The 13,523-nt window shown below is 41.8% G+C and carries 14 protein-coding genes and 1 other RNA gene; 4 read left to right on the top strand and 11 right to left on the bottom strand.

Going from position 1 to position 13,523, the window contains the following annotated elements; genetic code table 11:
• Positions 1-100 precede the first annotated feature (100 nt).
• Positions 101-1,153, bottom strand: coding sequence for a DUF7278 family profilin-like fold-containing protein (locus tag IGJ12_RS08315; RefSeq protein ID WP_005236012.1), 1,053 nt, complete (start codon positions 1,151-1,153; stop codon positions 101-103).
• Positions 1,154-1,223: 70 nt separating this feature from the next.
• Here IGJ12_RS08315 and IGJ12_RS08310 point away from each other — a divergent pair, with 70 nt between their 5' ends.
• Positions 1,224-1,667, top strand: coding sequence for a GNAT family N-acetyltransferase (locus tag IGJ12_RS08310; RefSeq protein ID WP_430619562.1), 444 nt, complete (start codon positions 1,224-1,226; stop codon positions 1,665-1,667).
• A gap of 31 nt (positions 1,668-1,698) precedes the next feature.
• On the opposite strand, the gene IGJ12_RS08305 is transcribed toward IGJ12_RS08310, so the two are convergent.
• Together IGJ12_RS08305 and IGJ12_RS08300 are read right to left on the bottom strand one after the other, a co-directional pair.
• Complete coding sequence (locus tag IGJ12_RS08305) at positions 1,699-3,045, bottom strand: DEAD/DEAH box helicase (protein ID WP_005236016.1); 1,347 nt, start codon at positions 3,043-3,045, stop codon at positions 1,699-1,701.
• 58 nt (positions 3,046-3,103) lie between these two features.
• Positions 3,104-4,267, bottom strand: a complete 1,164-nt coding sequence (locus IGJ12_RS08300) for a VanZ family protein (RefSeq protein ID WP_430619561.1) — start codon at positions 4,265-4,267, stop codon at positions 3,104-3,106.
• 93 nt (positions 4,268-4,360) lie between these two features.
• On the opposite strand from IGJ12_RS08300, the gene IGJ12_RS08295 reads away from it, so the two are divergent.
• A complete protein-coding gene (locus IGJ12_RS08295; RefSeq protein WP_430619560.1) occupies positions 4,361-4,687 on the top strand; it encodes a hypothetical protein in 327 nt (108 codons plus the stop codon).
• 158 nt (positions 4,688-4,845) lie between these two features.
• On the opposite strand, the gene IGJ12_RS08290 is transcribed toward IGJ12_RS08295, so the two are convergent.
• From IGJ12_RS08290 to IGJ12_RS08255, 8 genes are all read right to left on the bottom strand, one after another.
• Positions 4,846-5,079 carry a hypothetical protein gene (locus IGJ12_RS08290; RefSeq protein ID WP_005236021.1) on the bottom strand — a complete coding sequence of 78 codons (234 nt, stop codon included), beginning with the start codon at positions 5,077-5,079 and terminating at the stop codon, positions 4,846-4,848.
• On the bottom strand, positions 5,076-5,456 hold the full coding sequence (locus IGJ12_RS08285; protein ID WP_005236023.1) for a hypothetical protein: 381 nt from the start codon (positions 5,454-5,456) through the stop codon (positions 5,076-5,078). The genes IGJ12_RS08290 and IGJ12_RS08285 overlap by 4 nt, the downstream gene beginning before the upstream one ends.
• Positions 5,457-5,539: 83 nt before the next feature.
• Positions 5,540-6,199, bottom strand: a complete 660-nt coding sequence (locus tag IGJ12_RS08280; protein ID WP_016611741.1) for an HD domain-containing protein — start codon at positions 6,197-6,199, stop codon at positions 5,540-5,542.
• A 147-nt stretch (positions 6,200-6,346) separates the two neighbouring features.
• Positions 6,347-7,861, bottom strand: coding sequence for a carboxypeptidase M32 (locus IGJ12_RS08275; RefSeq protein ID WP_005236028.1), 1,515 nt, complete (start codon positions 7,859-7,861; stop codon positions 6,347-6,349).
• The gene (locus IGJ12_RS08270; protein WP_061054161.1) at positions 7,858-9,021 is read right to left on the bottom strand and encodes a THUMP domain-containing class I SAM-dependent RNA methyltransferase; all 1,164 of its coding nucleotides are present in this window, start codon (positions 9,019-9,021) and stop codon (positions 7,858-7,860) included. The genes IGJ12_RS08275 and IGJ12_RS08270 overlap by 4 nt, the downstream gene beginning before the upstream one ends.
• A 66-nt stretch (positions 9,022-9,087) precedes the next feature.
• An RNA gene (gene rnpB, locus IGJ12_RS08265) (RNase P RNA component class B) lies at positions 9,088-9,453 on the bottom strand.
• Between the two features lie 19 nt (positions 9,454-9,472).
• Positions 9,473-9,883, bottom strand: a complete 411-nt coding sequence (gpsB, locus tag IGJ12_RS08260) for a cell division regulator GpsB (protein ID WP_005226142.1) — start codon at positions 9,881-9,883, stop codon at positions 9,473-9,475.
• Between the two features lie 71 nt (positions 9,884-9,954).
• A complete protein-coding gene (locus tag IGJ12_RS08255; RefSeq protein ID WP_008379834.1) occupies positions 9,955-10,500 on the bottom strand; it encodes a DUF1273 domain-containing protein in 546 nt (181 codons plus the stop codon).
• Positions 10,501-10,570: 70 nt separating this feature from the next.
• Between IGJ12_RS08255 and recU the strand changes: the two genes are divergently transcribed.
• Together recU and IGJ12_RS08245 are read left to right on the top strand one after the other, a co-directional pair.
• Entirely contained in the window at positions 10,571-11,209 is a 639-nt protein-coding gene (recU, locus tag IGJ12_RS08250; RefSeq protein ID WP_008379833.1) for a Holliday junction resolvase RecU, read from the top strand.
• Positions 11,199-13,520 (top strand): PBP1A family penicillin-binding protein, encoded by a 2,322-nt coding sequence (locus IGJ12_RS08245; protein WP_429947588.1) that lies wholly within the window; start codon positions 11,199-11,201, stop codon positions 13,518-13,520. The genes recU and IGJ12_RS08245 overlap by 11 nt, the downstream gene beginning before the upstream one ends.
• Positions 13,521-13,523: the final 3 nt, after the last annotated feature.

Below are 13,523 nucleotides of genomic sequence, written 5' to 3'. Positions count from 1 at the left end.
TTTTTCTCTCAGCAGTGAAAAACTTTCTGTAATGAATCATCAAACCGACCATATCCTTCGTCATTCAAAGTATAAGGAAATGTGTCGAAAAAGTCAATCCTCAAATCCGGTCTTTATTGATCAGAATCGCTTTGCGGTAACGATAGCTCTGCGGAGAAAGCTTTTGATCTGGCTGTAGCATTTTCCGTGAACGGTAATAACTGGCATAAGGCAATGCATCGAATAAGGGATGCCCACAAATTTGCCAGTTCTCCATTTTTAAAGACAAGCCATCTGTCAGCTCCCACGCATCCGCAAGCCCATAGGTGCAGCCAAATAAATTCGGTTCAAGCAATTCAGCGGTTGGCAAAGAGACACCATCGTCGCAAGACTTTTCATTGCCCCAGCGAAAAAGTCGCCGAGTAGCAGCACCGCAGACATATTCCCATTGATCCTCTGAAAGCAGCTGAAAGCCTTGTTTATCTAACTGCTGTTTCAATTCTGTTTGACTGACGGATTCGTGGGTAAATAACTGATAGGTTTCCGATAACGGCTCTAGTGCAGCAAAATAGCGATTCTCTTCGTGATAAAAAGCGGGTAATTCCCAACGCAAGCTTTCCTCAAAGGACGCTGGTGCTGTGAATTGTGCCTTTAGCTCTTTTTCGAAAACACTGAATTGATCGACTAACCCGTGAAACTCCCCAGTGATCGTATTTAACTGCCCGATATACCTTGCGCCAGCAGGCAGAGAACTTTTTTGGACTAGCATGGGATCAATCACAGCTTTACGCAAAGGGCTCGTCGACTCATTGACAAAAATCCCCCAATCCTGGCTGGTTTCTAACTCATAGATTGTTTCCAGTTGGCGAATGATCTCATTGGGTGGTGACTGCCAATTTTTACTCCAGCAAGTAGCCGGTAATCCTTGCACACCGAGATCCCAACCTAAGATCGCCTCAGAATTCCCTGGTATAAAGACAAAGTCTTCGCCATCGATCGTTAATTCAAAGGTAGCACATTTCAATCCTGCATACGTCAACTGACTAAAATGGACATCGGTGATCTCCTTTAAAGGACTGACAAAATACATTAAAATTTGCTGGATCAGCTGTTCTTTGATTTCAAAGGACAGTGTCTTCCAATTTGACCATTGTAACGCCTCAAAAAAATCCACGTCATTTCTCCTCTCATCTGCTACAATTACTATATAACGAGTATACCACGAAAAAGGAGGAAAACGACTGATGCTTTATTTTGGACGCAGTCCGTGGATGCTACAAGCGGTTTTCGCCTTGCGGCAAGCCGTTTTTGTAGAAGAACAGCACATTCCGGCAGAATGGGAATTTGATGAAAAAGACCAAACCTGTCCATACTTTCTTTGGCTTGATGGAAACACACCGATCGCTACCATTCGCTATCAATTCTCTACACCGAACACTCTGCAACCTGATCGCTTTTGCGTAGCTAAGGCCTTTCGGCACCAAGAATACGGCACCAAATTATTGCATTATCTCGAAATGCGTGGTGTCCAAGAGGGTGCCCTCCAATCAGTGTTATCCGCAGAGATCGACGCTTGTGCGTTTTATGAATCCTGTGGGTATCAAAAAACATCTGAACCCTATGCTGAAGATGGCGTATTGTGTGTAGAAATGACCAAACAATTAAAAACAGCAGCCAAGGAAGAGTAGTTCTCTTCCTTGGCTGCTGTTTTGGTAAGCATTAGCTATTCGAATTTTTCTTGTTTTTGCGGGCGGTTCGAGTCGTTTGACGACGTTCGATCTTCCGTTTTTCTTTGTTCTTCTTATCAACGGCCCATTGAATTTTTTTCTTGTAGCCAGGCTTGATTTTTTTCTTCTTTTTCTTGACTAAGCCAATCAAGGTTGGGTCTAATTCGTCACGAGATTTTTCCCGCTTTTGCCGACGATTCCGATCGTAAGTCGCAACGATCTCGCCATTTTTGATTTCCTTCGGTTGGAAAACAACCCCTAGATCTTCGATGGCTTGGATTGCCCCTTCATCGCTTGGATCATATAAAGTGATCGCGGTCCCATCCATTTGATTTCGACCGGTCCGACCAACACGGTGGATAAAGAAATCCAAATCAGCTGGAATCTCGGCATTGATGACATGAGAAACCCCTTCAATATCAATTCCTCGCGCAGCTAAATCTGTTGCGACAACATATTGGTAGTCCAAATTTTGCACTTGGCGCATGATCCGTTTTCTTTCACGAGGACTGATGTCGCCGTGGATCTTCGCTACTTTTAAGCCTTGTTCCTTTAAGTAATCCGTAATTTCATCCACACGGCTCTTCGTGTTGGCAAAAACGATGGCAAGATAGGGATGGCCTGTAGTCAATAATTGATAGATCAATTTATTGGTATTTTTCCCTTTGGTAGAAATCAACCAATTCTCGATCGTATCAGAGATGACTGCTTTCGATTTGATTTCTTCGATCAATGGATTGGCCATGTATTTTTTCAAGAATGGGCGCAATTTCTCTGGAATCGTTGCGGAGAAAACCAGCATTTGTAGTTTCTCAGGCAAACGCCCCGCAATTTGATCGACTTCTTCCAAAAAGCCCATATCCAAGGTCATGTCTGCTTCATCCACGACAAATACATTGGCAGTGTGAACCCCTAAGGCTTGTTCGTTGATCATATCCAAGATACGACCAGGTGTCCCAATCACGACATGGGGCTGTTGATTTTGCAGACGGCTCAATTGGCGCTGTTTATCCGTTCCTCCAACAAAATTTGACACACGAATCTCCGGATCATGAAACCCGCCGATCTGTTTTGCGGCTTGATAAATTTGTGTGGCTAATTCACGACTCGGTGCAGTAATCACGACTTGCACTTCATCTTTTTCGGCATCAATTTTATCCATCAATGGCAGTAAAAATGTATGGGTCTTACCACTCCCAGTCTGAGATTGTCCAACAACACTACGGCCTTTTTGGATAACAGGTATCAATTTTTCTTGCACTTCTGTTGGATTAGAGAACTTTTTATCAGCAAGTGCTTCATAAATAAATGGTTGAAATTTAAATGACTCAAAAGACATTCAAACACCTTCTTTCTTTTAGCATCCTTTGGATTATAGCATATGTTGCCTTGATTTCCTAACTTTCTTTTGTCACGGGTTTTGGATCAATCGTGCTAATTGTATACGTTGCACTGCGGCGTTCATAGAAAAAGCGGCTTTCTTTTTTTATTGCAGCCCAAAAGAGATTCATGTAAAAGCCAAACTGGATCAAGCCAAAAATGACCACCATCAATAAACTGACGACCAGAAGCAGCGTATTATCCGAATCAAGAAACGGTGCAAAAAAGATGTTGACCCGACTGATGCTGGCATAAATCAGATAAAACAAACCATAACGTTTCAATAACGCAGCCAAGCTGACCCTCTGACGGGCTTCTTGCATGATTTTGATTCGTACGAGTTTTTTTCCAATCGTTTGTCCTTTGGCAAGATAAGCAAACAACACAAAGTACAGTAATACTTCAAGAGCAAAGTACCAATAGTCCCCACTAAAGTCCCTTACCGTCTGTTGAGTAAGCAAACGAACAGCGATCACCACAATGAAACTGACCACATTCAGTATTCCCCAATCGATCAACCAAGCAAATATCCTTCGTGTTACGGTTACCCGAGTACCTTTGGCGTATGAATCGGCATCCATCTCTTCTCTTGATGGCAATAAGAACGTAAATAGCGGGGCAATGCTCCACCCCAACAATCCTCCTAGTGTATTGACAAAGAGATCATTAACATCAAATAAGCGATAAGGACGGGGATAAATAAAATAAAGTCCTGTCAGCTGAGTCAATTCAAAAAACAACGTCAGACAAAACGTAATCGCCAGCGTTTTCAGAAAAGAACACTTGAAGTAATAACGTAAGTAAACGCCGAAAGGCAAGGTCAACAATAAATTAAAGAGTGGTTCGAGAAAGACCCCCTGCTTCATGGCAGGAAGATAGGTTTGCGGGTCGTGGATATTTAAGACCGTCTGTTGGACAAAATGGTGCCAGGATGCTCCTAGCTGCAATTCCATCTTAGGACCAGTCATATGAGCTACCTCTTCAATCGAGGGCAATGGCAAAATAACTAATAAATAGGCGCATAATAAATAGAAGACAAACGAATAAAGAACCAGTGCACGAGAAAAGATAAAACGACCGTATTTTCGATATTGGATAACAAAAAAAATCATTGATATCGCCAATGCTAGAAATGGAAAAACCAGCAGAGCAACCTTTATTGGGGTAATATAAGCGGACATAAAGAACTCCTTCACGTTTTCTTTTTATCTTACACGCTATTTCCCAAAACGTAAATTTTGGAGTATCATAAAAGAAAAGGAGGTTAAAAAACCATGTTAAATCCCTATTTTGCCTTTGGCGTACCGGCATTCCTTTTGGTTTTATATGTAGCTTTTGCTCTTTTTCGCCGGTCTTCCGATATACCCTACTTAGGATTTGCCCTATTCATCATTGCTGGTTTTCTGACTGGATTTAGTTTACAAGTCATTCAACAAGCCATCAATGAAGTGGAGAAAACTTCTCTTGAACACGTGCATGAAACCCACCTTTACTCGCCCTACTTATTAGCGATTCCATTGATTGTGGGCATTCTTTTACTTATTCTCAACTTGATTCGCGGCTATCTAAAAGTCAAAAACGTTCGTCTGCGGACAAAATAAAAGCAACCTACCTAGAAATACGAAATGATCCTGTTCCTCTTAATGGGAAATGAGATCGCTTCGTATTTTTTTTGGTAAGCTGCCTAGATTGCTAAACCCCTTCAAAAGATCCAACCACCACTCCCGTAGTAAAACAGTTTATCAACCACAAAAAGCGTTTATTCGTCGGCTAGTTCTTCATCCAGGTCTGTCTCTGACGTATCAGCAAAAGATTCTTTTACATCATCATTGACTTGTTCCAATAAATATTGCCAGTCACTATTCGACACAACCACCACATCGATATTCTTTTCTTCATCGATCAGCTCGAGATTCGAAACATCCTCTCCTAACTGCTGGAATAGGTCAATCAATGTTTTGTCTTGGAGTGTTACGTATTCAGTCCGTTTCATTCTTCTTCCCCCCATGAATCAAAAAATTCATAAAACAAGATATCGAAACTAGTAAGATCGGTCATCTTTTGTAAAGTAGATAGATCTAAACGAATAAACGCTTTTTCCACTAATAAATAATGGTTTTCTTCCAACGCTTCTTCGATAAATGGTAAAATCTCTTCCTCGTCCCCTAATGTCTCACTAGAGATTTGTTCGATTTGATCAAACAAGCGATCATCTTGCAACAAAAAGAATTGATCGTCGTAAAGATAGACTGCGATTTGATATTGCCGGATGGGTAGCTCAGCCCGAATGACAAAAAAGCATTCCCCTGAATTGGAAATCGCTGGCAATAGTTCACTCGGTTGTAATGCCTGTTGGTAGTACATTTCCATCCCTCCTTTGTACTTACTATTATAAAGAACAATAAAGGAAAAAGGAAATAATCGAATTTCAGTTTAAAAAACTCTAAACAAAGTTAGACATCCCATTCTGCATAGAATTCTTCTAAAAAATCCTTCATGAAAACCACACGTCGCTGAGCTTCTTTTTTGCCATAATCCGTGGTCATCTTTTCAGGAAGCAAAAATAGTTTTTCATAAAAATGATTGATCACCGTCGTCCCTTTTCGGTAATCCTCATGATTTTGAAACGTCTTTGGGGCTAAGTCACTGACATGGATCGGGTGTTGATGACTGCCACCAAAATAGCTCGTCCGTAAAATACCGATCGCACCTAAAGCATCGAGACGATCTGCATCACGAACGACGCGGCCTTCTACTGAGACAACTTGTGCGCCTTGCAAAAGTTCTTTTGAAAAAGACAGATTTTCGATAATAGAAAAAATTTCTTTCGTTTGTGCTTCACTTGCCCCTGCTGCGGTCAAACAAACTCGCACTTCGGCATAAGCCGCTGTGACATCCGCCACAACTTTATCATCCACCGTATCATGCAAGTAAGCTGCCGCCTGTACGACAAAACGATCAACCGCCAATTCGTCGGCATCGATGATAGCTTGACTTAAGCCCGCCACCCGTTTGACATGATCAAACCCATGTCCTGTGTAATCATTCCCCAAAATATTTTCGGCATAGGCAATTACTTTGCTAAGATCGGTAACATTGTTTTCTTCCTTCATCTTTCTCCTTCTTTCGATACGAAAGCAGCAAGCCTTCCTTTTTTCAGTGGTTATCGATACAAAAGGAAAAGAAGTTCAACAAAACGAGCACCCCACGAAACAGTTAGGGCGGCAACGTCTTGCGAAGCTTCTTTTCACTCGTTTCTTTTAAGCGAAATCTTGCGTCTCGCTGATTTTATAGACACTAAAATAGATCTTACGTAAATAGTCTAATAGATATTGAGGATTCAATAATTCATCCGTTGCATCTAAAATCAATTCATTTGGTTTCTTTGATGCCCCATATTGATGGATATTTTCAGTCAGCCATTTACGAATCGGTGAATAATCATCTGAAGCCAACACTTCATCGACATTGATTTCTTTTTCCATCGCATGCAGTAATTGCGCGGCATACATATACCCTAACGCATAGGATGGGAAATAACCAAAGCTGGAACCTGACCAATGAACATCTTGTAAGATTCCTTCAAGGTCATTCTCTGGACGAATCCCTAAATATTCCTCGTATTTGTCATTCCAGATTTTCGGCAGTTCATCGATCGATACTGTTTCGTTAAAGATCATTTTTTCGATCTCGTAACGAATAATGATATGGATTACGTAAGTCAAACTGTCAGCTTCAATACGGATCAAGCTGGCTTTAGAATGCTTCAAAGAATCATAGAAGGTGTCAAAAGACACATCATCAAACGAGCCTTCCGCACATTCTTGGAAAAATGGGTATTGCTTGGCCCAGAAATTGCGATTACTGCCGATAATGATTTCATTAAAAAGCGATTGAGATTCGTGGATCCCCATAGACGCTCCTTCATGAACCGGTGTTCCTTCGTATTTTTCGTCAATATTTTGCTCGTACATTCCATGTCCGGCTTCATGAATTACACCGAATAGTCCCATTGAAAAATCGTTTTCGCTCCAACGAGTAGTCAAACGCACATCGTTGTGATTGATCCCCGTAGCAAATGGGTGGACCGTATTATCCAAGCGGCCGCGAGAAAAGTCATAGCCTAAGTCGGCAATCACTTTTGAGATAAATTTACGTTGCTGCGCTTCGGTCATCTTACGTGACAGGATCGAAGTATCTGGTGCTGTTCCTTTTTCAGCCAATTGACGACGAATATCCATGATACCGTCTCTCACTTGTGAGAAAACATTATCCAAGATCTCAACCGTCATATTTGGTTCGTATTGGTTTAACAACACATCATAGTTTGTCAGCTCATTCTTCTTCCAATAAGGAATCAATTCTTTCGTCAAGCGAATATTTTCAGAAAGTGCGTCTTTAAATAAAGAAAAATCTTTTTCTTTACGGGCTTTGAGCCAAGCAGTATGTGCTTTTGACGTTGCTGCGGAAGCCGCCATCGCCAACTCATTTGGTACATCTTTTTGCAATTCATACTCTTCTTTGACTAGCTGATAAGCCGCTTTCCCAACTTCTGATAATTCTTCTGGGTGTTTCCCAAAATAGCTGATTGCTTCTTGGATCGGCTCTCCAATTTTTTTGTCAAAATAGAGGCCATATAAATAGCTGTCAACTTCCGCCCGGTAATCACTGGCTTTTTCTGGCATCCCGGTTTGATTGTCCCAGCCTAAGATCCCCATTGCTTGTTGTAATAGATCGATTTCTTTTAATTCTTTCAGAAATTCTTGTTCTTTCATTCAGCAAACTCCTTTTTGCGTGGCGGACGTTGTCCCCAGTATTGGAAGAGATCGGTACGAATCGCACCGTTGTATAATTTGCGTTTTTTTGTCGCTTTTTCGCCGTAATGGGTCTCAAAAGTCAAGTCACTGGTCAAAAAGTATTTACTCCAGGTTTTAAGCGGTCGAAACACTTGGCCCATTTCTTGATACAGTCGCTGAACAGACTCTTCTTCCCCTAAGCGTTCGCCATAAGGAGGGTTAGCCACAACGACACCATACTCTTTTTCTGTTTTAAAGTCTTTAACAGCTTGTTGTTTGAAGGTGATCGAGTCTCCTAGACCGATTTCTTCCGCATTCCGGCGGGCGATCTCAATCATTCGACCATTGATATCCGAACCGGTAATATCTAATTCGACATCATAATCTGCTGCTTCATCTGCTTCTTTCCGTACTTTTTCAAATACTTCTGCTGGGAACCAATCCCACGTTTCGCAAACAAATTCCCGATTAAATCCAGGGGCGATATTATGGCCGATCAAAGCTGCTTCAATACACAATGTGCCTGATCCACAAACGGGATCGACAAAAGGCTTGTCTTTGTACCAATTTGTCAGCATCACTAAAGCCGCAGCCATGTTTTCTTTCAGAGGTGCGCCCCCTTTTTCTAAACGATAGCCGCGTTTAAACAAACTAGGGCCAGTCGTATCCAATGTGATCATCGCATGGTCTTTCAATAAAGCGACTTCTAATTGGAAAAAAGCGCCAGTTTCAGTCAGCGGCACACTTGCCGGACGATGATATACTTCTCTTAAGCGATTGACGATTGCTTTTTTGGTGATCGCTTGGCAGTCAGGTACACTATACAATTTTGATTTGATTGATTTTCCGGCTACTGGAAATTCAGCGTCTAACGGTAAAAAGTCTTCCCACGGTAACGCTTTAACTTCTTCAAACAGCTGATCGAAAGTCAATACGTCAAATTCCCCAACGACGATTTTGATACGGTCGGCTGTACGGAGCCACAAGTTCGCGGTAGCAATGGTCTCCATTGTCCCTTTAAAGCGCGCTCGGCCGTTTTCAACCTCACACTCGATCCCTAAATCCCGTAATTCTTTGCCCACTAGTGCTTCTAAACCGCTCGCAGCGGTGGCAATACAATTAAATGTTTTTTTAGTCATAACGCTCTCCTTCTTGGTATAAAAAAACCTTCCGTTGCTGGAAGGATTCCCTGATAGGTTGTGATTTTCTATAAGCCATGTTTTGTCCGTATTTTCCTCAGGGAGAAGAAAACACTGGGTAATTATCTATCTGCAATTACTTGCCTTCTTGCTCCGTTCATTTCCGTGCAAAAAGTGCCCCTACCATTGTTTGGGTTGCTCGCTCGAGGGGTTTACCGCGTTCCACCAAGACGGTTTCCCGGCTTGCTTCGTCACTGTGGCACTTTCAAGGATACTTTGGCATAGCTTGCACCTTAGCCATTTTTCCTGCCGTTACTTTCTCAAGTACCCTAGCTTATGGTTTCGCTAGGCACGAACACTACAAGCGTCTCAGCTTGTGCGAGCATGGACTTTCCTCAGCATAATCGAGTTATGCCGCAATTACCCGAAAATCACAACTATCTTTTCTACATTAGAATTGACGGGTTTTTTCGTTGTCGTCTTCAAAATCAGCATTTGTATAGTTGCTGTTGTATGAAGAAGAACGAGTGACAGGTTCTGATTCACGATCAAGCTTTTTGCCAAACACTTCTTTTTCAAGATTAGACAAACGTTTTAAAATATCAAAATTTGTGACTGTTTGGCTTTTCGGTGCTTCTTGTTGAACACGAGAAGCGATTGCTTGGTTTTTCGACAATTGATCGATTTTCGCTGTCAGACGATCGTTTTCTTCTTGCAGGGCTAAGATCTCTTTATTGTAGCTTTCGTAGTCTTTAATGATATTATCTAAAAACTCGTCCACTTCCACTGGATCATATCCACGCATTTTTGTTTTGAATTCTTGTTGCAGAATATCTTTTGGACTATAAATTAAATTTGCCATTATTTACACCTCATTGTTTATTCCAAATGGTTTTCACTTTCTAGACCATTCTATCAAAAAATATACGAAAATCAAAGTAAATTACTATCAAATGTTGCGTTTTGTAAATCATCCATTGTTATTTGATGAATAAAGTAGGGATTTTGCTCACTATAGGCTTTCGCATCTCTTAAGAAATAATTAGGTTTTCCTGGAAATTCGTCATCATATAACACAAGTGCACCTTCAGTATGCTCCAGTAAAAACGCTGTGTGATTTCTTAATTGACTGGGGTCTTGGTAAGGCTTATGGCTGGTGGCATTGACATAATCGGCAAATGACTTCGCTGTTTGCAGTGCCTGTTGATTCGTTTCGTTCCAATTTTCACCAAACCCTTCAAAAGGAAAAATAATTCCTAGTTTCAGTTCCGGGTATGTTTGTTTTAATTGTTCAATGGCTTCGGCACACCACAGCTCTGCTCCAAGATTCCCGCTGATCAAGAGCCATTCTAGCCCTTCTTCGACATAATTGGTCAATGCCGACATTATTACTTTCTTAATAACTGCAATCTTGGGATCTTTTGCTTGAAAGACACCTAATTCATAATTACGATAGCCAGTAAAGTATAAGGTTTTCATTGTTTCTCTGGTCATCTCTTTTCTTTCCAAACGACTTTTTGGTATAATGTTGCCTAGGAGTGTGAACAACATGGTTATTCGTTACCCGAATGGACAATCTACTACCTATGATGACGGCAAAAAACAAAAAATGCAAGAAAAACTAATAAAGCCAAAAACGTATGCCAATCGTGGGATGCGTTTTGAAGAAGCGATCAATGAAAGCAACCTTTATTATTTAAATCGCAAACTTGCGGTCATTCATAAGAAACCGACACCAGTTCAAATCGTCAAGGTAGATTATCCGAGAAGAAGCGCCGCCGTAATCAAAGAAGCCTACTTTCGAGAGGCCTCTACCACCGACTACAATGGGGTTTATCAAGGGCAATATATCGACTTTGAAGCGAAAGAGACTCAAAACAAAACGTCATTTCCCTTTAAAAATTTTCATCCACACCAAATCAAGCATATGGAAGACTGTTTGGAACAAGCGGGATTATGTTTTGTTCTTTTATGGTTTTCTAGTCTACAACGCTGCTTTTTTCTAGATAGCAAGTGCTTAGTTTCTCAGTGGCACCTGCAAAAGGAAACGGGAAAAAAATCAATGACGTTGGCCTATATCGAAACCAATGGGATCGAAATCATCCCCACTATTGCGCCGCGTATTCCCTATTTAAAAGCAGTTGATCAATTTTTAACGATGAAGGAGAATGATGAGTATGGCAAATGAATCACAATCGAGGACCTCTCGGCATGATTCTAAGAAAGGCACTGCTAAAAAAGCACCAAAGCCCCCTAAAGCCAAAGGCAAACGAAGTATTGGGAGTATTCTTTTAAAAGTGTTTATGGGCCTATTTTTCTTAGGCTGTATCGGGATTTTATCAGGAATGGGGCTGTTTTGGTGGTACGCCAAAGATGCACCAGCACTTGATGAAACACGTTTGGATTCGACTGTTTCTTCGCGCTTTTATGCCTCCAACGGTGAATTGATCACTGAATTCGGAAGTGAAACGAGAGAAAAAATCACCGCAAGTGAGATTCCCCAACTGCTGGAAGATGCGATCGTCTCTGTCGAAGATCGTCGGTTCTATCAGCATATCGGGGTCGATCCGATCCGAATCGTTGGTTCTGCATTATCCAATGCCACAACCGGCGGTATGCAAGGCGGAAGTACGTTGACTCAGCAATTGATCAAGCTGTCCTTCTTTTCTACCAGCGCCGAAGATCAAACGTTACGAAGAAAAGCACAAGAAGCTTGGATGGCGGTTCGGCTTGAACAAACCAAATCAAAGCAGGAAATTTTGACTTACTATATTAATAAGGTATATATGTCCAACGGGGTTTATGGAATGCAAACAGCTGCTATGAAGTTTTACGGCAAACCTTTGGCTGAACTAGACCTAGCGCAAACCGCTTTGATTGCTGGTTTACCAAATGCCCCTTCTGCGTTTGATCCTTTCGCTCATCCTGATAATGCGAAAAGTCGTCGAGATGTGGTTTTAGGCGCAATGCTTGAAAACGAGAAAATCACGCAAGCGGAATATGATGCGGCCGTTGCCGAAGATATTCAAGAAGGATTGCAAGAAAACCCGCGAGAAAACCAAGAGTGGAAATACTTTGATAATTACTTCAACGAAGTGATCGCAGAAGTTAAAGAAAAAACCGGCAAAGATGTTTATACCGATGGTTTAGATATTTACACCAATGTCGATATCGATGCACAAAAACGGTTATATGACATCGTCAACAGCGATGACTATGTTAATTATCCAGACGACAAGATGCAAGTTGCCGCTACTTTAGTTGATGTCAATACGGGCAAAGTCACGGCTCAAATTGGTGCCCGCAACGTTGATGACGTTCTAGCAAACAACCTGGCTGTCAACGTCGCTCGGGACTTTGGATCGACCGTTAAACCGATCACAGACTACGGCCCTGCCTTCCAATTTCTACAAGACTCTACCGGTAGAATGATTTTAGATGAACCTTATACTTATAAAGGAACCGATATTCCTGTGTACAACTGGGATCGCCAATATATGGGCAATATCACGCTTCGAACTGCTTTAGCAGAATCCAGAAATGTACCAGCAGTGAAATTGTTTGATGAAGTTGGCGCGGATAATATCGCCGACTTTCTTAGCGGGTTGGGTATCGAATACCACACGATTACTCAATCTAATGCGATTTCTAGCAATACGGATAAATTAGATGGCACAAAATATGGGATCTCCAGCCTGAAAATGGCCGCTGCTTATGCTGCTTTTTCAAACGGTGGCACCTATTATGAACCTCAGTACGTCAACAAAATCGTCATGCAAGATGGGACCGAAGATGAAGAATCCTTTAAAGTTGATGGTCAAGAAGCAATGGATGATACGACGGCTTATATGGTGACCGATATTTTGAAAGATGTTATTTCTGTCGGTACTGGGACCAATGCGCAAATCGATGGGTTATACCAAGCAGGGAAAACGGGAACTTCCAATTACACCGATGACCAGCTAGCACAACTGGATACATCAAACGGTGCTTATCCGGATATTACTTTTGCCGGCTATACTCCCTCCTATTCATTGGCGGTATGGACCGGATACAACGACAAAATGACACCGATCACTGATAGCAGTACCCATGTGGCTTCTGATGTCTATCGTGAATTGATGCGCTATGTTTCTGCTTCTGTAGAAAACACGGACTGGACAATGCCAGATGGACTGACACGGATCGGAAGAGAGCTTTATCTTGAAGGGACATACACGCAGCCAAGCTATTCAGCACCAAGTTCGTCCAGCAGTAGTTCGTACGTTGAACCGACGACACCTTCTACAGAAAGTAGTGAAGCAACACCATCAAGTACAACAGAATCATCAAGCGAAGTGACACCCCCAGTGACAACACCTGATGAGGATGATTCATCTTCGATCGTTACACCTCCTGCTTCTAGTCAGGATCCTGGCTCAACAACGCCTTCCAGCAGTGAAGAAAATCCTTCCTCACCGCCGGATCCACCAGAACCAAATGATGGTAACTCCGAATAACTG

The sequence above is a fragment of the Enterococcus sp. DIV0802b genome (assembly GCF_050543535.1).
Taxonomy (GTDB): domain Bacteria; phylum Bacillota; class Bacilli; order Lactobacillales; family Enterococcaceae; genus Enterococcus_D; species Enterococcus_D entomosocium.
Note: the sequence above shows the minus strand (reverse complement) of the source record. Positions and strands in the feature narration are given on the sequence as shown.